Genomic DNA, 18,631 nt, shown 5'->3' with positions numbered 1-18,631 from the left:
GCTCTGTCGTCCATCGTGGTGGCGGCTCCCGACGCGGCCGGTCCGCCCGCCGGCCCCTCCTTCCGCCCCGTCCGGCCGACCCCGGGGTCAACCGATCGGCTGACCCTCCGGCGCCCGGGCCGGCCGGGCCGCGTCCCTCAGCCCCGCCCAGTCCGGGATCTTCACCGGCCCGCGGCCGAGCGTGCCGCCCAGGGCCGCCTCGGCGCGCTCGATCGCCAGCCAGCCCGTCCAGGGCACCGGCTCGTGACCCAGGGCGCGCAGCGCGGCGAGCGGGTCGGGGGCGACGTCACGGGCGGCGAGGACGACCGCGTCGGCGAGCAGCGAAGCGGCGGTCTCCTTGGCGCAGGGCCGGTTGGTGCCGATCACGCCGGTGGGGCCGCGCTTGATCCAGCCGGCCACGTACTCGCCCGGCGACGGCGTCCCCTCCCTGAGGATCCGCCCCTGGGCGTGCGGGACCGTGCCGCGCACCGGGTCGAAGGGGAGTCCGGGCAGCGGGACGCCCTGGTAGCCGACCGCCCGCAGCACGAGGCCGGCGGGGATCTCCTCGTACCGCCCGGTGCCCCGCACGCCGCCGGTCCCGTCGGGCTCGGTGCGCTCGAAGCGCACCGCGGCCACCCGGCCGTCCGCGTCCCCGAGGATCTCCACGGGCCGCAGGAAGAACCGCAGCCGGACCGAGCGGGAGGCGGGCGCGCCCTGGGCGGCGCCGGCCGACCAGCTCCGTACGACGTCGAGATTGCGCCGGTTGACGGCGGGGAGGCCGGAGGGGTCGTCGTACGCCGGGTCGAGCGTGAGCTCCGTCCGGTCGACCAGGACCCGGGTGTCCGGAAGCGCGCCGAGCTCGCGCAGCTCCTTCGTGGTGAAGCGGGCCTGCGCGGGGCCGCGTCGGGCGACCATGTGCACCTCGCGCACGCCGCTCCCGGCCAGCGCCGTCAGGGCGCCCTGCGGGATGTCGGTCGGCCGCAGCTCCTCCGCCCGCCGGACCAGGATCCGGGTCACGTCCACGGCCACGTTCCCGGCGCCGATGACGACGGCGGCGGGCCGGTCCAGACCGAAGCCGTCGTGGACGGCGTCCGGGTGGGCGCTGTACCAGGACACGAACTCCGTCGCCGAGAAGCTGCCGTACAGCTCCTCACCGGGAACCCCGAGCCGCCGGTCGCGGGCGGCGCCCACGCAGTACACGACCGCGTGGTAGAGCTCCAGGAGCCGGGCGGGGGTGAGCCCGCGCGCCCCCACCTCCACGTCACCGAGGAAGCGGACGCGCTCGTCCTCCAGGACCGCGCGCAGGCTCCCCTGCAGCGACTTGATCTTCTCGTGGTCGGGCGCCACCCCGTAGCGCACGAGCCCGTACGGGCAGGGCAGCCGGTCCAGCACGTCCACCCGCACCCCGGGCACGGCGCTCTGCCCGACCAGGGCCTGAGCGGTGTAGACCCCGCTCGGTCCGGAACCGACGACCGCGACACGCAACACGAACGCACCCCTTCCCGCCGGGAGACCTCCAGCATGGCACCGCGAGCCCGGACGGGGGAGTAGGCGTCTGCCGGGAGAGCCGGGAGAGCCGGGAGAGCCGGGAGAGCCGGGAGAGCCGGGAGAGCCGGGAGAGCCGGGAGAGCCGGGAGAGCCGGGAGGGCCGGGAGGGGCGGGTGCGCCTCGCGTCAGGGACCGGCGGGGGCGCCCGGCCGGGCGCCGGTGGACCGACCGTGCGCGTGCACCCACCGGGCAGGCGACCGCCGCGGGTGCCCCCGCCGCCCGGCCGGAGTGCCCCCGCCGCCCCCGGCGGCTCACCCCCGCCGCCCCTCCGTCCTACCCCCGCCGCCCCCCGCCCTACAGCGACCGCATCCGGTCGATCTCCGCCGTCTGCTGGGCGATCACGTCGTTGGCCATCTCCTCCACCAGGACGTTGTTCCCCTGGCTGAGGGCCTCCGCCGCCATCGTCACCGCCCCTTGGTGGTGGGTGATCATCAGCTTCAGGAAGAGCTCGTCGAAGGCCTTCCCGCGGGCGGCCTTCAGCGCGGCGAGCTGGGCCTCGGTGGCCATGCCGGGCATGGTGTGGTGGTCGTGGCCGGACATCGGACGCGGGCCGCCGTTGTTCTTCAGCCAGCCCTGCATGGCGCCGATCTCGGGCCCCTGCGCCGCCGCGATCCGCGCCGCGACGTTCCTCACCTGGGGGGACCCGGCGCGCTGCGGGGCCAGGGCGGTCATCGTGAGTGCCTGCCGGTGGTGCTCGATCATCATCTGGACGTAGCGGAAGTCGGCCCCGTTGGGCTTCTCGTCGGGCATCAGCCGGGCCGCCTCCTCGGGCGACACGCGCTTCGCGGGCTCGCCCGGCCTGCCCGGTGCCACGATCGCCGGTCCGGTGGAACTCCCCGCTTTCGGGCTGGAGTTGGCATCCTCCGGCCCCGACTCGCAGGCTGCCAGGGCGAGTACGGCGGTGGCGGTCAGGACCGCGGCGAGCGGGCGGCGGATGTGACGGCGGTTCAACAAGACGTCCTCCAAAGGCACTTGAGCAACACCGGGCACTCGTGTGACAGCCACTTTTCGGAGAATCTTCATGACATGTGTGTTGCCATCTGTTGAGATGCGCACGCTAAGGAAGATACTGCCGGGGTCCATCCGTCGTTCAACTGTGAACGGAATCCAGAGAGGACGGAGTGACTTCGTTGCGTACCACGAGTACCCCGCGTGCACGGATCAGAGGCCTGGGTGTGGCGACCGCCGCGGCCGGCCTGCTGATCGGAATGCTCGCCGCCGGACCCGCGGCCGCCACACCCGACCCGGGAGACGTCGCGATCCAGGGCACCGTCAGCGCGGAGCAGGCGGCCGACGCCCGCGCCGCGATCGCGAACGGTGAGATACCCGGCGTGGACGAGATCGTCCACAGCGCGAACATCGAACACCTCGCCAACATCCCCAAGGACGCCCTCAAGGGCACCAACTCCGACCTGGCCTTCCAGGGCAGGTACGCCTTCGCCGGCAACTACGACGGCTTCCGGATCTTCGACATCAGCGACCCCAGGGCGCCGAAGACGGTGACCCAGGTGCTGTGCCCCGGCTCCCAGAACGACGTCTCCGTCTCCGGGAACCTGCTCTTCCTGTCCACCGACTCCTCCCGCAGCGACAACTCCTGCGCCAGCGTTCCCCAGCCGGCCTCGGTGAAGTCGTCCTGGGAGGGCATGAAGATCTTCGACATCAGCGACGTCGCCAACCCGAAGTACGTCGCCGCCGTCGAGACCAACTGCGGTTCCCACACCCACACCCTGGTGCCCAAGCGCAAGGACGTCTACATCTACGTCTCCTCGTACTCGCCGAACGCCGCCTTCCCCGACTGCCAGCCGCCGCACGACGGCATCTCGGTCATCAAGGTGCCGCGCGACGCGCCCGAGCAGGCCAAGGTCGTCGGCTTCCCCGTCCTCTTCCCGGGCAGCGGCCCGGACGGCGGCGGCAACCCCGGCGCGCCCACCAACCCGGGCGTCTCCAAGACGACCGGCTGCCACGACCTCACCGTGCTCCCGGGCAAGGACCTCGCTGCCGGCGCCTGCATGGGCGACGGCATCCTCTTCGACATCAAGGACCCCGAGCACCCGAGGGTGCTCGACCAGGTCCAGGACAACGTCAACTTCGCGTTCTGGCACTCCGCCACCTTCAACCAGAAGGCCGACAAGGTCGTCTTCACCGACGAGCTCGGCGGCGGCGGCGCGGCCACCTGCAACGCGGCCGTCGGCCCGAACCGCGGCGCGGACGGCATCTACGACATCGTCGGCAAGGGCGACAAGCGCAAGCTGGTCTTCCGCAGCTACTTCAAGATCCCGCGCCACCAGGCCGACACCGAGAACTGCGTCGCCCACAACGGCTCGCTGATCCCGGTCAGGGGCAAGGACATCATGGTCCAGGCCTGGTACCAGGGCGGCGTCTCCGTCTGGGACTTCACCGACTCCCGGCGGCCGAAGGAGATCGCCTACTTCGAGCGCGGCCCGATCTCCGCGACCACCCTCGTCGGCGGCGGCTCCTGGTCCGCGTACTACTACAACGGCCACATCTACTCGAACGACCTCGTCAAGGGCTTCGACGTCCTGAAGCTCAGCGACAAGCGCACCGACAAGGCGGCCCGGATCCGGATGGACGAGCTCAACGTCCAGACGCAGCCGGACTACTTCGACGACTTCGACCGCACGGGCGGCTCCTCGTCCGTCGCCGAGGACGGCGACCAGGGCGCCGACGACTGACCCGGCACCCGGACCGACCGGTCCGGTAAGACCGTACGGATCTCCGGCATGCCGCCGGGCGGACCCTCGTCCGGCGGCACGCCCAGGTCCCAGTCGAGCCCGTACCGCTGGAACAGCTCGGCCCGCAGCCGGGCCCTCGGCATCGGCGCCCCCGGCAGCAGGACCGCGAACACCGCGCCCATGAGCAGTGCCCGCAGCAGCGGGTAGTCCCGGTCCACGTCGGCGGAGCCGTAGCGCACCACGGTGTCCCGGAGCAGCGCCGCGAGCCGCTGCTGCTCGGGGCACCGCACGAAGCCCTCGGCCTGGAGGATGCCGGCCATGTGGGTCCGCATGAGCACCGGCCGCTCCTCGGCCAGGCCCAGGATCGCGTCGATCGCGCGCGCCAGCCGCTCCCGTCCGTCCTCGCTGCGCGGCTCGCGCTCCAGCGCCTCCTCCAGGGTGAGGTGCATCAGCCGGTGCACGGCGGACTGCAGCAGCTGCCGCTTGCCGGGGAAGTAGTACGAGATCAGCCCGCGCGCCGAACCGGCCCGCTCGGCGATGTCCCCCAGGGTCGTGGCCTCGTACCCGCGCTCCGAGACCAGCTCCACGGTGGCTGCCAGGATCCGCTCGCGGGAGCGTCTCCGAAGCTCTTCATTGACCGATGCGCTACGCGGGGACATGCTGGACTCCTGCGTTGACTGGCTCGCAGCCAATATACTCAACGCGTCCCGCCGTCGTGCCCTCGTGGCCGGAGGCGGGACAGGCCGTCTGTTCTGGGCGACGCGGGGGATCGTCCAGAACAGGCGGCTTCATCGTGTTTCTCCCATTCTGCCTCCGGTGTCCGGTCCGTCCGTCGGGGTCGCGCGGGCGCCGTCCGTGGGGGTGCCGCGGGCGCCGTAGCGCCGGTACGTGAGGATCGCCACGGCGACGCAGCACCAGCCGAGCAGCCAGCCGGCGAACACGTCCGAGGGCCAGTGGACGCCCAGGTAGACGCGGGTCCAGCCGACCCCGAGGACCGACACCACAGCCGCCCCGGTGAGCGCACCCCAGCCCCGCCAGGACTCGCGCCAGTGCAGCGCGAGCACCCACAGGAGCAGCCCGCAGGTGACCGACGCGGCCATCGCGTGACCGGACGGGAAGGCCGCGTACGGTGCCGAGTCGACCGGGTCCGGCCAGCGCGGCCGCTCCCGCTGCACGGCGGCCTTCAGGCCCTGCTGGAGGCCCCAGGCGACCGCGGTGGTGCCCGCGACCCACAGCGCGAGCCGCTCGCGCCGCCACCACAGCACCACGGCCGTCGCGAGCGCGAGCGCGCGCATGGTCAGCGGGTCCCAGACCCAGTCCGTCAGGATCCGGTTGAGCCGGGTGAAGCCCGGCTCGGCCACCGCTATGCGGTGCAGCGCCTGGGTCACGTCCCGGTCGAAGGACAGCAGAGGAGTCCATCCCACGACGACGAGGACGAGCAGCAGCACGGTCAGGGCGCCGGACACGACGGCGGAGATGCGCATGGGCCGATCCTGCCCGACGGGCCGCCGTGCCGTGCGCCCGGCCCCGGGGTGTCCTTACGGGAGCGCCGTCAGCGCCGGTACGAAGGCGACGAGCACCGGGACCACCGGGACGAGCGCGGCGGCGGCCGTCAGGCGCAGCCGGCGGCCCGGGCTGAGCCGGGGCGTGGCCGTGAGCAGCCGGTTCACGCGCTGCGGGAGATCGGCGTCCGGGGCGGGGCCCGGTCCGAACACCCCGCGTTCCTCGTTGAGTTCGACCAGGGCGAGGGCGATCGTCAGGCGGCCGAAGCGGCGCGAGGCCACGTCGTCCGCCGCCAGCTCCACCAGCCGGTGCATCTCGCCGCGGAAGGCCGCGAAGACCGGCACCCCCGGGAAACCGTCCGCGAGCGCCGCCGCGCAGTGCCGCAGCCAGTCATGGCGCGCCCGGGCGTGTCCCTGCTCGTGCGCGAGCACCGCGTCGAGCTGGCGGCCCTTGAGCCGGCGCAGCGCGGCCGTGGTGATGACCAGGCGCGGCGTCCCGCCGGGCAGCCACCAGGCGTCCGCGCGCTCGCCCTCCAGGACCACCAGACGCCCGCTGCCGGCGGCCTCCTCGCCCGGCAACAGCGGCGCCCGCACCAGGAGTTCGCAGCGGCGCTGCCTGCGACGCGCCCGCGCCCGGCCGATCTCCCGGCCCAGCATCGCACCGGACCACAGCCCGCCGGCCGCGAGCAGCACCGCAAGCGCCGCCGACCACGGCCGGTGGCCGCCCAGCTCGTAGGCCTCGACCACCGCGTTCGGCGCGGACGCGAAGACATGGCCCCGCACCGCCTGCCAGGCCGCCGCGGCGCTGAACGTCATCGACAGCGCGAAGCTCAGCAGCACCGCCGCCACCACGCACTGCCACACCCACAGCGCCACCACGGGTTCCCGTTCCACCCAGTCGGCCCGCGACAGGAGCCGCGGGGCGACGACGGCGGTCAGGACGCCGAGCGCGAGCAGCGCGAGGGAGACCAACATGGCGCCACCCTATGAGCGCGGTACCAACCGGGGGTATGGCCTCGCGGAGCAAGTGACGTACACCACGGTGTGATCCCGTCGCGCCGGTCCCTCAGAGTGTGAGGAGCATCGCCAGCATCGCGAGGGCCATGGACAGCCGGCACACCAGCGTCAGCTCGGCACCCGCGGCCACGGCCGACGTCCGCGGCGCGTCACCCGCGGCCACGGCCGACATCCGCCGCGCGTCACCCGCGCCCGCCGGGGCGGCCGCCGGCACCAGCCGGGCGCCCGAACGCAGCACGTACACCCCGTAGTAGGCGAGCAGCGTCCCCGTCAGCACGGGTATGCCTCCGGTGGCGGCCACGCCGCCGTGCCCCGCGCCGTGTTCCGCGTGCGCGCCGGGACCCGCGGCGGCCATCGCCACCGCCATGTAGACCATCGCCAGCGAGCCCACCAGATGGTGCAGATGGTGCCCGCCGTGCCGCACCGCGTACCCGAGCGTCCGCAGCGCCGCGATGCCGAACACCCCCGCGTACGGCGCCCAGCTCCAGTCCGGCGCCGTGAGCGCCGCCGCGGGCAGCGCCATCGCGGCCATCCCGAAGCCCATCACGGCCTCGCCGCCGGCCGCCCGGCGCTCCGCACCGGTGCTGCCGCGCACGCGCAGCAGGCAGTACGCCCCGCTCGCCGCGCACAGCACGACCAGCAACCACCCGGACAGAGCCGGTCCGTGCACGCCGCACACCCCCTCGTCGCGGTCCCGACCGGGAGTGCATGCCCGGTGCCCGCCCCGCCCACGCGGACGCGAAGGCGCGCACGGGTGTACGAGGGGGGAGTGCGGGGAGCGCGTTAGGCTCGTGGACGATCGCGCCCGCCGATCGTCAGCGCCCGAGGGGAGACCCGCACACCATGGACACCGCCGCGCCCCAGCACACCGGCCGGATCACCTACCGCGACGCCGTCCTGGACGACGTCCCGGCCCTCGTCCCGCTCGTCGAGTCGGCCTACCGCGGCGACTCCAGCCGGGCCGGCTGGACCACCGAGGCGGACATCCTGCAGGGGCAGCGCACCGACGCCGAGGGTGTGGCGGCGGTCATCAGCACGCCGGGCAGCCGGCTCATGGTGGTCGAGCGGGACGGCGCGCTCGTTGCCTGCTGCCAGCTCGAACACCGCGGCGAGGCCGCCTACTTCGGCATGTTCGCCGTCCGCCCCGAGCTCCAGGGCGCGGGCCTCGGCCGCCAGATCATCGGCGAGGCCGAGCGCCGGGTGCGGGAGCTGTGGGACGTCCGCGAGATGCACATGACGGTCATCTCGGTGCGCGACGAGCTCATCGCCTGGTACGAGCGCCGCGGCTACCGCCGTACGGGCCGGATGACGCCCTTCCCGTACGGCGACGAGCGCTTCGGCGTGCCGCAGCGCGACGACCTGCAGTTCGAGCTCCTGGTCAAGGAACTCGTCTGACGCACCGGAGCCCGGCGCTCAGGCCGTGAAGCGGCCGGTGCGGCGGATCTCCGGCCGGTCCGTGGTGGCCCCGTCGAGCCCCAGGGCGCGCACCAGCCGCAGGTCGTCCTGGGTGTTCACCACCCAGCCGATCACCCGCAGGCCCGCCGCGTGCGCCCGCTCGACGGTGGCCTGGGTGAGGTGCCGGATGTTGAGGACGAGCGCGGCGGCGCCGACGGCCAGCGCGCGCTCCACCACCTCCGACTGAAGGTGGTCGGCGACGAGGGCGGTGCGCACCCCGGGGACCAGGTCCCGGATCTCCGCCAGCGCCTCGTCGTGGAAGGACAGCACCTCCACCCGCGCCGTCAGGTCGCGCGCGCGGATCACCTCGGCGAGCGCCCGGGCCGCGGCGACGTCCTTGATCTCGGCCTGCAGCGGGGCCCGGACCGCCGCCAGGACCTCCTCGAAGACGGGGATCCGCTCCCCGTCGCCCGCGTCGAGCTCGCGCAGCTCCGCGAGCGTCTTGCCGGAGATCGGTCCGGTGCCGTCCGTCGTGCGGTCCACCTCGGCGTCGTGCATGACGACGAGCGCGCCGTCCTTGCTGAGGTGGAGGTCCAGTTCGATGGCGTCCATGCCGGCCTGCTCGGCGCGGACGAAGGAGCGCAGGGTGTTCTCGGGCGCGACGCCCATGACTCCGCGATGACCGATGGTGAGGAAACTCAAGATCTTCTCGCTTCCGTCGGGGTCCGGTCCGGCGCCGCCGGACCAGGACGCGGCTCGTGGCGCAGCCTAACCGCTGGGGACGAAACGGGAAGCTGCCGCGCGGAACACCGTATTTCTCGGCTTCAAACCCTGCGGCACAGGAAAATTGTCGGTCATATGGGGGGTCTCACAGGAGAATTTTTCCTTCCCCTCTTGTGGGAGAGATCCGGCCATGATTACGTTGTGCTGACGCAAGGTTCTCCTGTGGAGGAAGAGGCATGACGGAAATTCTTGTGCAGGACGTGACCGGTGGGGGGATATCCGCCGACGCTCCGGTGATCGACCACCCTGCCTGGCCCGAGCTCAAGAATGCCGTGGAGGAGCTCCGCCCCTGGCAGAGCGCCGACGGCTCGATCGACTTCGCGGCCGAGGGCGCCCCGGCGCGGGCCCACGCCGAGCAGACCGTCGAGCGCATCGTCGCCGCGGTCGAGCAGCTCTCCCCGCTGCTCCCGCACGACGCCGCCTACCACCGCGCCCTGGTCGCGGACCTGCGCAAGTGGGCGCAGGGCGGCTTCGAGGTCCCGGACTTCCTGGACGCGCTGCTCGCCTTCCAGCCGGCCGCGAACCGCCGGGACGGGCTCCAGCACCTCGTCGTCTTCCCGATGTACACCCAGAACGGCAACCCCGACCGCAACCTCGAAGCGGTCGTGCTGCGCATGGTGTGGCCGGAATGGCTCTCCGAGCTGGAGGCCACCCGCTACGACAACCCGCTGTTCTGCGGCATCACCTTCGAGGACTTCACGGCCGGCTACGACACCCACTCGGCCGTCCTCTTCCCGGAGACCATCGCCGTCCGCGAGGCCCCCGAGCGCTTCAGCTGGGGCGGCATCTTCTGCGACCGCGAGGCCGCCCGCTTCCGCAAGGTCACCGAGGCCTCGGTCGACATCCTCGGCATCGAGCTGCCCGAGGACATCGCCGCCATGGTCGAGGACCAGGAGCGCTGCGAGAAGGCCTTCGTCCTGTGGGACATGGTCCACGACCGCACCCACAGCCACGGCGACCTGCCCTTCGACCCCTTCATGATCAAGCAGCGCCAGCCGTTCTGGATGTACGGCCTGGAGGAGCTGCGCTGCGACCTCACCGCCTTCAAGGAGGCCGTGAAGCTCGAGGCCGAGGGCAACGGGCACGGCCGTGACGTGCAGTACGCGGTGCTCTTCGACCGCATGTTCCGCTTCCCGGTCTCCGGTGACCGCAACCGCAACTACGACGGTCTCGGCGGCCAGCTGCTCTTCGCGTACCTCCACAAGCACGACGTGGTGCGCTGGACCGACAACAAGCTGAAGATCGACTGGCAGCGGGCCCCCGAGGTCACCAACCAGCTCTGCGGCGAGATCGAGCAGCTGTACCGCGACGGCATCGACCGCCCGAAGCTCGTGCACTGGTTCAAGGCTTACGAGCTGGTCTCCACCTACCTGGCCCCGCACCCCGGCTCCACCTGGGCCAAGGGCCCCGACGCCCTGGACCTCACGCAGCCGCCGCGCAAGCTCGTGGACGACGTGCTTCCGGACGAGTTTCCGCTCAGCATGTTCTATGAGGCCCTTGCGAAGAAGCTCAAGGGCGTGATCGCCTCCACCAAGGGCATCACCGCCGTCGGCGCCGCGCGGGCCGAGCAGGCCGCCGCGTGAGCGACACGGCAGGGACGGACGAGGCGGCACAGGCGACGGAGCAGGAGGCGACCATGATCGGCAACGGTAACGGCGGAACGCTGGACGGAGCCGTCATCGCGGTCGCGGGCGCGGCCGGTCCGGCCGGCCGGGCCACCCTCCTGCGCCTGGCCGAGGCGGGTGCGACCGTCGTCGCCTCCGACGCCGATCCGGCGCGCCTCGTGGAGGCCGTGGACGCGGCGCGGTACGCCCACGGCGGCGCCACGGTCACCGGCGACACCGTCGACCTCCTCGACCTGGACGCCACCAAGGAGTGGGCCGCGAAGACCGAGAAGGAGTTCGGCCGGATCGACGGCCTGGTCCACCTGGTCGGCGGCTGGCGCGGCAGCGGCTCCTTCGTCGAGACCGACCTCAAGGACTGGGACTTCCTGCACAAGCTCCTGGTCCGGACCGTCCAGCACACCTCGCTCGCCTTCCACGACGGGCTGCTGCGCAGCGGCGGTCGCGGCCGCTACGCCCTGATCAGTCAGGTCGGCGCGCACAAGCCGCAGGCCAACAACGCCGCGTACAACGCCGGCAAGGCGGCGGCCGAGGCGTGGACGCTCGCCATGGCGGACTCGTTCCGCAAGCTGGGGGGCGAAGAGGGCCCGCAGGCCGCGGCTGCCATCCTGGTGATCAAGGCACTGGTGCACGACGCCATGCGCGCCGAGCGCCCGAATGCGAAGTTCGCGGGCTTCACCGACGTCAAGGAACTGGCCGACGCCATCGCCGGACTCTGGGACCGGCCCGCACAGGAAGTGAATGGACAGCGCCTGTGGCTGACCCCCAAGCCGTGACCTCGGCCCTGGGCCCCGTGACCGACGCCCGTCGTCACCACGACCCGTCGGTCCGGGGCTTCGCCAGCGATAACTACGCCGGCGCGCACCCCGAGGTCCTCGCGGCCATCGCCCTCGCCAACGGCGGCCACCAGGTCGCCTACGGCGAGGACCAGTACACCGAGCACCTCCAGCGCATCATGCACAGCCACTTCGGCCCCTCGGCCGAGGCGTTCCCGGTCTTCAACGGGACCGGGGCGAACGTGACCGCGCTCCAGGCGCTCACCGACCGCTGGGGCGCGGTGATCTGCGCCGAGAGCGCGCACATCAACGTGGACGAGGGTGGCGCTCCCGAGCGGATGGGCGGCCTCAAGCTGCTCACCGTGCCCACTCCGGACGGCAAGCTCACCCCCGAGCTGATCGACCGGCAGGCCTGGGGCTGGGAGGACGAGCACCGGGCGATGCCGCAGGTCGTCTCGATCACCCAGAACACCGAGCTCGGCACCGTCTACACGGTCGACGAGATCCGGGCCATCGTGGAGCACGCCCACTCCAAGGGCATGAAGGTCCACCTCGACGGCGCCCGCATAGCCAACGCGGCCGCCTCGCTCGACGTGCCGATGCGCGCGTTCACCAACGCGGTGGGCGTCGACGTCATCTCGTACGGCGGCACGAAGAACGGCATGCTCTTCGGCGAGGCCGTGGTCGTCCTCAACCCGGACGCGGTCAGCCACATGAAGCACCTGCGCAAGCTGTCCATGCAGCTCGCCTCCAAGATGCGCTTCGTGTCGGTGCAGCTGGAGGCACTGCTCGCCAAGGACCTGTGGCTGCGCAACGCGCGGCACGCCAACGCGATGGCCCAGCGCCTCGCGGCCGGCGTGCGCGCGGTGGACGGGGTCGAGATCCTCTACCCGGTCCAGGCGAACGCCGTCTTCGCGCGGCTGCCGCATGACGTCAGCCGCCGCCTCCAGGAGCGCTTCCGCTTCTACTTCTGGGACGAGGCGGCCGGCGACGTGCGCTGGATGTGCTCCTTCGACACGAGCGAGGAAGACGTCGACGCCTTCCTCCAGGCGCTGAAGGAAGAGATGGCGCGGTAACACTCCGCCATGGTGCATGAATATGCGGCCGGATGGAAAGTCATTGACTTCCGTCCGGCCGCATTCCTATGCTCCCCGCCCATGGAACTCATCCAGCAGAATCCTGACATCTCTGCTTACTTGGCCGTGAGCGAGGTCATCGACCATGATCACCCGCTGATCCTGGCCACCGCGGAGCGCCTGTACGTCGATCACGCCGACGCATACTCATACGCCGAAGCCGCCTTCGAGTTCGTGCGCGACACCATCCCGCACTCCGCGGACACCGGGGACATGCGCGTCACCTGGCGGGCCTCCGACGTCCTCGGACAGCGCACCGGCATCTGTTACGCCAAGTCCGTCGCGTACGTCGCGCTCCTGCGGGCCCGCGGCATCCCGGCGGGCCTCTGCTACCAGCGGCTGGCGGACGACGACGGCTCGAACCCGGTGATCCACGGGCTCGCCGCCGTGAAGCTGCCCGACGCGGGGGAGTGGGCGCGGCAGGACCCCCGCGGGAACAAGCCCGGCGTCGACGCCCGGTTCTCGGTCGGTGAGGAGCGGCTGGCGTGGGCCGTCCGCCCCGGGTTCGGCGAGGTGGACTACCCGGTGGTCCACGAGGAACCGCACCCGGCCGTCCTCGCGGTGCTGCGCGCCGCCACCGACCGGCCGCACCTCTGGCGGACGCTCCCCACCGCGCTCTGAACCCCCGAAGGGGCCGCTCCGGACTCCGGAGGACCCTTGACGGCGTTTCTTACTGCTCCCGGGCCTTGAGCTCTTCCGGCGTCGGCGCCGTGCCCCCGAGATGCGCGGGCACCCACCACGTGTCGCCCGCGTCCTTGGGACGCACGGGGTACGCGCGCTGCGCCGCCTCCAGGAGCTCCTGGACGCGCTCGCGCAGCCGCCGGGTGATCGCGCCCGCGTACTGGTCGGTCGGCGCCTCGATCGGCTCGCCGACCCGGATGGTGACCGGGATGTGGCTGCGCTTGAAGTTGCGCGGGCGGCCCTTCGTCCACAGCCGCTGGGTGCCCCACAGCGCCATCGGGACCAGCGGGACCCCCGCCTCCTGCGCGAGGCGCGCGGCACCCGACTTGAAGCTCTTGAGCGTGAAGGACTGCGAGATGGTCGCCTCGGGGAAGACCCCGACGAGCTCGCCGGCCCGCAGCGCCTTGAGCGCGTGCTCGTAGGCCTGCTCGCCCTGGGCGCGGTCCACCGGGATGTGCTTCATCGCGCGCATCAGCGGACCGGACACCTTGTGCCGGAACACCGACTCCTTCGCCATGAAGCGCACCAGACGCTTCTGCGGCAGGGCCGCCAGACCGGTGAAGATGAAGTCCAGATAGCTGATGTGATTGCTCACGATCACCGCTCCGCCCTGGCGGGGGATGTGGTGTGAACCCTGAGTGTCGATCTTCAGGTCCAGCGCCTTGAACATGGTGAGAGCGGCGCCGATGACCGGCCGATAGACGAGCTCTGCCATCTGGAGGGAAACCCTTCGTCTGTGCCTGGGGAGGGTTCTCCCGGCGAAGTTACGCAGCCGTAGGTTTTCGGCTTTGGGCAGATCGTGCCCCATGTGGGGGCTCGTGACCAGTCCTGACGGCTTCGTACGGGGAGATTCTCGTCACTCCCGGTGTTCGTGGCGGGAATCGAACGGCGCCGTGGGACGCTGCACCGGGAGTGGACGTACACGAGGAGGCGGTGGGGATGACCGAGGTCCTGGGCGCGGCGGCGCTGGGCGCCGAGCTGGGGGAGCGGGCCACCCTGGTCCAGTTCTCCACGGCCTTCTGCCAGCCCTGCCGCGCCACCCGCAGGACCCTCGCCGAGGTGGCCGCCATGGTCGACGGCGTCGGGCACGTGGAGATCGACGCCGAGGAGCGGCTGGATCTCGTACGGGAGCTCGGCATCGTCCGCACGCCCACGGTGCTCGTCCTCGACCGGGCCGGCCGGATCGTCCGCAGGGCGTCCGGGCAGCCCCGTAAGGCCGATGTCATCGCCGCGCTCGGACGGGCGGTCTGATCCGGTGCGCGGCGCGGTCCCTGACGCGGTGACACATCTCCCACATCCCGGTCCGCACTTGACTGCACACGTCAACGATCGTCAGTCTGGCGTAGTGCCCTCAGAACTCCTTCTCTACGGCCGGGCCCACGTGGACCTGGCCCGTAACGCGAGCGCGCGCTGTCCGGGTGTCTGACGAACCCGACACCCGCCTCCCGCCGCCACCGCAGAAGGACAACTCCATGACGGTCTCGCCCGAGCTCCGCACGCTCACGACGATTCCCTCCCCTCCCTCCCTCGGGGCGCCCCGCCCCGGCTCTCCGGACCTGCTCCGCTCCGTCTTCCGGCAGCACGCCGCCGGCGTCGCGGTCGTCACCGCGCACGGTGAGCGGCCGGTCGGCTTCACCGCCACCTCCCTCAACTCCGTCGCCGCCGACCCGCCGCTGATCTCCTTCGGGGTGGGCACCGGATCCTCCAGCTGGCCCGTGGTGGCCGAGGCCGAGCACATCGGCGTGCACATACTCGGCGAGCACCAGCAGGAGCTGGCCGCCACCTTCGCCCGCAGCGGCGCCGACCGCTTCGCCCCGCCCACCCGCTGGAGCCCGGGCCCCGAGGGCGTGCCCGTGCTGGACGGCGTGCTCGCCTGGCTGGTGTGCCGGGTGGTGGCCCGGGTGCCCGCCGGCGATCACCGCATCGTCATAGCGGAGGTCGTCGCGGGCGACCCGGACGGCGTGGGCCGCCCCCTGCTGTACCACCAGGGGCGCTTCAACGCGCTGCGCGACTGAGAGTTCCCGTACGGGCGCCCCGCGGGGGCGTTGGCAAGGTCACACGGCTGAGCGCTTGCTTACTGGTAACGAACTGGGTGTACTGACGAGTAATATTTCGGTCGGGGCGTTGGACGCCCCGACCGGAAACCCGCCCTTCAGGCGCCTATGCTGCGAGCAACACCGCAGCCCAGTTATGACGATGCAGTAGGAGAGCCGGCGTGAGCTTGAGGATCGTTGTCTGTGTGAAGTACGTGCCGGACGCCACTGGCGACCGGAAGTTCGCCGATGACCTGACGGTCGACCGCGACGACGTCGACGGCCTCCTTTCGGAGCTCGACGAGTACGCGGTCGAGCAGGCCCTGCAGATCGCCGAAGAGGCGGACGACGCCGAGGTCACCGTGCTCACGGTCGGCCCCGAGGACGCCAAGGACGCCCTGCGCAAGGCGCTGTCCATGGGCGCCGACAAGGCCGTCCACGTCGAGGACGACGACCTGCACGGCACCGACGTCATGGGCACCTCCCTGGTGCTCGCCAAGGCCATCGAGAAGACCGGCTACGACGTCGTCATCGCCGGTATGGCCTCCACCGACGGCACCATGGGTGTCCTCCCGGCGATCCTGGCCGAGCGCCTGGGCGTCCCGCAGGTCACCCTGCTCTCCGAGGTCACGATCGAGGACGGCGTCGTGAAGGGCCGTCGCGACGGCGACTCCGCGTCGGAGCAGCTGGAGGCCTCCCTCCCGGCCGTCGTCTCCGTGACGGACCAGTCGGGCGAGGCCCGCTACCCGTCCTTCAAGGGCATCATGGCCGCCAAGAAGAAGCCGGTGGAGTCCCTGGACCTCTCCGACCTCGACATCGAGGCCGAGGAGGTCGGCCTGGAGGGCGCCTGGACGAAGGTCGACTCGGCCACCGAGCGTCCCGCGCGCACCAAGGGCACGATCGTGACGAACGAGGGCGAGGGCGGCAAGCAGCTCGCCGAGTTCCTCGCGAGCCAGAAGTTCATCTAAGGGCTCGCGCGAACCGCGCTGTCCCCTCAGGCCGTCCCCGTTTCTTCCGCAGGAGATTGAAGTCCCATGGCTGAGATTCTCGTCTACGTCGACCACGTCGACGGAGCCGTTCGCAAGCCCACCCTGGAGCTGCTGACCCTCGCCCGCCGCGTCGGCGAGCCGGTCGCCGTCGCGCTCGGCAAGGGTGCCGGCGACACCGCCGCCGTCCTCGGCGAGCACGGCGCCACCCGCGTCCTGACCGCCGACGCCCCGGAGTTCGCCGACTACCTGGTCGTCCCGAAGGTGGACGCCCTCCAGGCCGCGTACGAGGCCGTCAGCCCGGCCGCCGTGCTGGTCCCGTCCTCCGCCGAGGGCAAGGAGATCGCCGCCCGCCTCGCCGTCCGCATCGGCTCCGGCATCATCACCGACGCCGTGGACCTGGAGGCCGGTGACGAGGGCCCGGTCGCGACGCAGTCCGCGTTCGCCGCCTCGTACACGACCAAGTCCCGTGTCTCCAAGGGCACCCCGGTCATCACCGTCAAGCCGAACTCGGCCCCCGTGGAGGCCGCCCCGGCCGCCGGCGCCGTCGAGGCCCTCGCGGTCTCCTTCGGCGCGCTGGCCACCGGCACCAAGGTGACCGCCCGCACGCCGCGCGAGTCGACCGGCCGCCCGGAGCTGACCGAGGCCGCGATCGTGGTCTCCGGTGGCCGTGGCGTCAACGGCGCCGAGAACTTCGCGGTCATCGAGGCGCTCGCCGACTCCCTCGGTGCCGCCGTCGGCGCCTCCCGCGCCGCCGTCGACGCCGGCTGGTACCCGCACTCCAACCAGGTCGGCCAGACCGGCAAGTCGGTCTCGCCGCAGCTGTACATCGCCTCCGGCATCTCCGGTGCGATCCAGCACCGCGCGGGTATGCAGACCTCGAAGACCATCGTCGCCATCAACAAGGACGCCGAGGCCCCGATCTTCGACCTCGTCGACTACGGCGTGGTGGGCGACCTCTTCGACGTTGTCCCGCAGCTGACCGACGAGATCAAGGCCCGCAAGGGCTGATCTGCGGTTTTCGCCGGTCCGGGGGCCGCGTGGTGATCTTCACCGCGCGGCCCCCGTCCGTTTCGGACACCCATTGACGCAAGTGGAGGCGGACTACTAACTTCGCTATACGGATTGTTGATTCCGTGCAGCGGAAAACAGGAGGATGTGGGATGGGTCAGCAGGAGAAGGTGTCGACGAGCCTCGCCGGCGCGGTCAGCGAGGGCATCAGCGCCTCCCTCGCCAGCGTGGACGCCGAGCTGGACCGTCGCTACCCGGGAGACCCCGGCACCCGTCAGCCCGTCCACACCGTCTACGTGCCCGGCAACGTCTTCGACGCCGGCACCATCCGCTCCTGGGGCGACCAGGCCCTCGCCGCCCTCGACGAGCACGCCCCCGACGCCGCCACCTTCGCCGCCGTCCTCGGCCTCTCCGACGACCTCGCCGAGGACGTCTACGGCCGCGTCCGCGCCAAGCTGGAGCGCGAGCCCATCGAGGACCTGCGCGTCGACTTCGAGGACGGCTACGCCGGGACCGACGAGGACCACGACGCCGCCCGCGCCGCCCGGATCATCACCGAGGCCTACGCGGACCTCAGCGCCGCCCCGTACATGGGCATCCGGATGAAGTGCATGGAGGCCGCCGTACGCGACCGCGGCATCCGCACCACCGACGTCTTCCTCACCGGCCTCATGGAGCACGGCGGCCTGCCCGACGGCCTCGTCCTCACCCTCCCCAAGGTCACCTATCCCGAGCAGGTCACCGCCTTCGTCCGCCTCGTCGAGGCCTTCGAGAAGGCCCACGGCCTCGACGAGGGCCGCCTCGGCTTCGAGATCCAGATCGAGACCAGCCAGGCGATCCTCGCCGCCGACGGCACCGCCACCGTCGCCCGCATGATCGACGCCGCCGAGGGCCGCGCCACCGGCCTCCACTACGGCACCTTCGACTACAGCGCCTGCCTCGGCGTCTCCGCCGCCTACCAGGCCAGCGACCACCCCGCCGCCGACCACGCCAAGGCGATCATGCAGGTCGCCGCCGCCGGCACCGGCGTACGCGTCTCCGACGGCTCCACCAACGTCCTGCCCGTCGGCCCCACCGCCCACGTCCACGAGGCCTGGAGGCTCCACTACGGCCTCACCCGGCGCGCCCTCTCCCGCGCCTACTACCAGGGCTGGGACATGCACCCCGGCCACATCCCCACCCGCTACGCCGCCGTCTTCGCCTTCTACCGCGAGGGCTTCCAGGCAGCCGCCAAGCGCCTCTCCGCCTACGCCAACCACGCCGGCGGCGACGTCATGGACGAGCCCGCCACCGCCAAGGCGCTCTCCTCCTACCTGCTGCGCGGCATCGACTGCGGCGCCCTCGACACCGCCGAGGTCGACGCCCTCACCGGCCTCACCCGCGCGGACCTCGACCGCTTCGCCGCCCCGCGGCGCGGCGACCTCACCGTGACCGCCCAGTAGCCAGACGGCGCCCACCGGCCCCTCCCG

19 protein-coding genes are annotated in these 18,631 nt (G+C 72.0%); 11 read left to right on the top strand and 8 right to left on the bottom strand.

The features are described 5' to 3' along the window. Positions 1–87 precede the first annotated feature (87 nt). On the bottom strand, positions 88–1,467 hold the full coding sequence (locus tag ACIGXE_RS13325; protein WP_399746602.1) for an FAD-dependent oxidoreductase: 1,380 nt from the start codon (positions 1,465–1,467) through the stop codon (positions 88–90). A 354-nt stretch (positions 1,468–1,821) separates the two neighbouring features. Continuing rightward, positions 1,822–2,478 carry a DUF305 domain-containing protein gene (locus ACIGXE_RS13320; RefSeq protein ID WP_399746601.1) on the bottom strand — a complete coding sequence of 219 codons (657 nt, stop codon included), beginning with the start codon at positions 2,476–2,478 and terminating at the stop codon, positions 1,822–1,824. Positions 2,479–2,648: 170 nt separating this feature from the next. Here ACIGXE_RS13320 and ACIGXE_RS13315 point away from each other — a divergent pair, with 170 nt between their 5' ends. Continuing rightward, positions 2,649–4,220, top strand: a complete 1,572-nt coding sequence (locus tag ACIGXE_RS13315) for an LVIVD repeat-containing protein (RefSeq protein WP_399746600.1) — start codon at positions 2,649–2,651, stop codon at positions 4,218–4,220. On the opposite strand, the gene ACIGXE_RS13310 is transcribed toward ACIGXE_RS13315, so the two are convergent. The 4 genes from ACIGXE_RS13310 to ACIGXE_RS13295 form a co-directional block, all read right to left on the bottom strand. Further along, positions 4,145–4,879, bottom strand: coding sequence for a TetR/AcrR family transcriptional regulator (locus ACIGXE_RS13310; protein ID WP_399746597.1), 735 nt, complete (start codon positions 4,877–4,879; stop codon positions 4,145–4,147). The genes ACIGXE_RS13315 and ACIGXE_RS13310 overlap by 76 nt on opposite strands. A 129-nt stretch (positions 4,880–5,008) precedes the next feature. Next, on the bottom strand, positions 5,009–5,704 hold the full coding sequence (locus ACIGXE_RS13305) for a phosphatase PAP2 family protein (RefSeq protein WP_399746595.1): 696 nt from the start codon (positions 5,702–5,704) through the stop codon (positions 5,009–5,011). A gap of 54 nt (positions 5,705–5,758) precedes the next feature. Beyond that, a complete protein-coding gene (locus ACIGXE_RS13300) occupies positions 5,759–6,697 on the bottom strand; it encodes a M56 family metallopeptidase (RefSeq protein ID WP_399746593.1) in 939 nt (312 codons plus the stop codon). 91 nt (positions 6,698–6,788) lie between these two features. Next, complete coding sequence (locus ACIGXE_RS13295) at positions 6,789–7,409, bottom strand: DUF5134 domain-containing protein (protein ID WP_399746591.1); 621 nt, start codon at positions 7,407–7,409, stop codon at positions 6,789–6,791. A gap of 173 nt (positions 7,410–7,582) precedes the next feature. On the opposite strand from ACIGXE_RS13295, the gene ACIGXE_RS13290 reads away from it, so the two are divergent. Beyond that, a complete protein-coding gene (locus tag ACIGXE_RS13290) occupies positions 7,583–8,134 on the top strand; it encodes a GNAT family N-acetyltransferase (protein WP_399746589.1) in 552 nt (183 codons plus the stop codon). Positions 8,135–8,152: 18 nt separating this feature from the next. Here the strand turns inward: ACIGXE_RS13290 and ACIGXE_RS13285 are convergent, their stop codons facing one another. Continuing rightward, positions 8,153–8,836 carry a glycerophosphodiester phosphodiesterase gene (locus ACIGXE_RS13285; protein ID WP_399746587.1) on the bottom strand — a complete coding sequence of 228 codons (684 nt, stop codon included), beginning with the start codon at positions 8,834–8,836 and terminating at the stop codon, positions 8,153–8,155. A gap of 257 nt (positions 8,837–9,093) precedes the next feature. On the opposite strand from ACIGXE_RS13285, the gene ACIGXE_RS13280 reads away from it, so the two are divergent. From ACIGXE_RS13280 to ACIGXE_RS13265, 4 genes are all read left to right on the top strand, one after another. Further along, on the top strand, positions 9,094–10,500 hold the full coding sequence (locus ACIGXE_RS13280) for a DUF6421 family protein (RefSeq protein WP_399746585.1): 1,407 nt from the start codon (positions 9,094–9,096) through the stop codon (positions 10,498–10,500). 53 nt (positions 10,501–10,553) lie between these two features. Further along, a complete protein-coding gene (locus tag ACIGXE_RS13275; protein ID WP_399747133.1) occupies positions 10,554–11,315 on the top strand; it encodes an SDR family NAD(P)-dependent oxidoreductase in 762 nt (253 codons plus the stop codon). Beyond that, complete coding sequence (locus tag ACIGXE_RS13270; protein WP_399747132.1) at positions 11,312–12,391, top strand: threonine aldolase family protein; 1,080 nt, start codon at positions 11,312–11,314, stop codon at positions 12,389–12,391. Before ACIGXE_RS13275 ends, ACIGXE_RS13270 begins: the two co-directional genes overlap by 4 nt. 81 nt (positions 12,392–12,472) lie before the next feature. Then, the gene (locus ACIGXE_RS13265; protein WP_399746584.1) at positions 12,473–13,072 is read left to right on the top strand and encodes a transglutaminase family protein; all 600 of its coding nucleotides are present in this window, start codon (positions 12,473–12,475) and stop codon (positions 13,070–13,072) included. A gap of 49 nt (positions 13,073–13,121) precedes the next feature. Here the strand turns inward: ACIGXE_RS13265 and ACIGXE_RS13260 are convergent, their stop codons facing one another. Further along, positions 13,122–13,847 carry a lysophospholipid acyltransferase family protein gene (locus tag ACIGXE_RS13260; protein WP_399746582.1) on the bottom strand — a complete coding sequence of 242 codons (726 nt, stop codon included), beginning with the start codon at positions 13,845–13,847 and terminating at the stop codon, positions 13,122–13,124. A gap of 224 nt (positions 13,848–14,071) precedes the next feature. Between ACIGXE_RS13260 and ACIGXE_RS13255 the strand changes: the two genes are divergently transcribed. From ACIGXE_RS13255 to ACIGXE_RS13235, 5 genes are all read left to right on the top strand, one after another. Continuing rightward, on the top strand, positions 14,072–14,383 hold the full coding sequence (locus tag ACIGXE_RS13255; protein WP_399746580.1) for a TlpA family protein disulfide reductase: 312 nt from the start codon (positions 14,072–14,074) through the stop codon (positions 14,381–14,383). A 221-nt stretch (positions 14,384–14,604) separates the two neighbouring features. Further along, complete coding sequence (locus ACIGXE_RS13250) at positions 14,605–15,147, top strand: flavin reductase family protein (RefSeq protein WP_399747130.1); 543 nt, start codon at positions 14,605–14,607, stop codon at positions 15,145–15,147. A gap of 200 nt (positions 15,148–15,347) precedes the next feature. Further along, positions 15,348–16,133, top strand: coding sequence for an electron transfer flavoprotein subunit beta/FixA family protein (locus ACIGXE_RS13245; RefSeq protein WP_399746579.1), 786 nt, complete (start codon positions 15,348–15,350; stop codon positions 16,131–16,133). Positions 16,134–16,199: 66 nt separating this feature from the next. Further along, positions 16,200–17,162, top strand: coding sequence for an electron transfer flavoprotein subunit alpha/FixB family protein (locus ACIGXE_RS13240; RefSeq protein WP_399746577.1), 963 nt, complete (start codon positions 16,200–16,202; stop codon positions 17,160–17,162). 152 nt (positions 17,163–17,314) lie between these two features. Beyond that, complete coding sequence (locus ACIGXE_RS13235) at positions 17,315–18,604, top strand: DUF6986 family protein (protein ID WP_399746575.1); 1,290 nt, start codon at positions 17,315–17,317, stop codon at positions 18,602–18,604. The last annotated feature ends 27 nt before the right edge of the window (positions 18,605–18,631 follow it).

This window comes from Streptomyces sp. NPDC053431 (assembly GCF_044544925.1).
Lineage (GTDB): Bacteria > Actinomycetota > Actinomycetes > Streptomycetales > Streptomycetaceae > Streptomyces.
The sequence above is the reverse complement of the archived record's forward strand: the minus strand, read 5'-3'. Positions and strand labels throughout refer to the sequence as shown.

What these genes read in the sequence shown, in the direction of transcription:
- ACIGXE_RS13310 (WP_399746597.1), bottom strand. Translation starts at nt 4,879, where the DNA reads ATGTCCCCGCGTAGCGCATCGGTCAATGAAGAGCTTCGGAGACGCTCC.
- ACIGXE_RS13305 (WP_399746595.1), bottom strand. Translation starts at nt 5,704, where the DNA reads ATGCGCATCTCCGCCGTCGTGTCCGGCGCCCTGACCGTGCTGCTGCTC.
- ACIGXE_RS13300 (WP_399746593.1), bottom strand. Translation starts at nt 6,697, where the DNA reads ATGTTGGTCTCCCTCGCGCTGCTCGCGCTCGGCGTCCTGACCGCCGTC.
- ACIGXE_RS13290 (WP_399746589.1), top strand. Translation starts at nt 7,583, where the DNA reads ATGGACACCGCCGCGCCCCAGCACACCGGCCGGATCACCTACCGCGAC.
- ACIGXE_RS13280 (WP_399746585.1), top strand. Translation starts at nt 9,094, where the DNA reads ATGACGGAAATTCTTGTGCAGGACGTGACCGGTGGGGGGATATCCGCC.
- ACIGXE_RS13275 (WP_399747133.1), top strand. Translation starts at nt 10,554, where the DNA reads ATGATCGGCAACGGTAACGGCGGAACGCTGGACGGAGCCGTCATCGCG.
- ACIGXE_RS13265 (WP_399746584.1), top strand. Translation starts at nt 12,473, where the DNA reads ATGGAACTCATCCAGCAGAATCCTGACATCTCTGCTTACTTGGCCGTG.
- ACIGXE_RS13260 (WP_399746582.1), bottom strand. Translation starts at nt 13,847, where the DNA reads ATGGCAGAGCTCGTCTATCGGCCGGTCATCGGCGCCGCTCTCACCATG.
- ACIGXE_RS13255 (WP_399746580.1), top strand. Translation starts at nt 14,072, where the DNA reads ATGACCGAGGTCCTGGGCGCGGCGGCGCTGGGCGCCGAGCTGGGGGAG.
- ACIGXE_RS13250 (WP_399747130.1), top strand. Translation starts at nt 14,605, where the DNA reads ATGACGGTCTCGCCCGAGCTCCGCACGCTCACGACGATTCCCTCCCCT.
- ACIGXE_RS13240 (WP_399746577.1), top strand. Translation starts at nt 16,200, where the DNA reads ATGGCTGAGATTCTCGTCTACGTCGACCACGTCGACGGAGCCGTTCGC.
- ACIGXE_RS13235 (WP_399746575.1), top strand. Translation starts at nt 17,315, where the DNA reads ATGGGTCAGCAGGAGAAGGTGTCGACGAGCCTCGCCGGCGCGGTCAGC.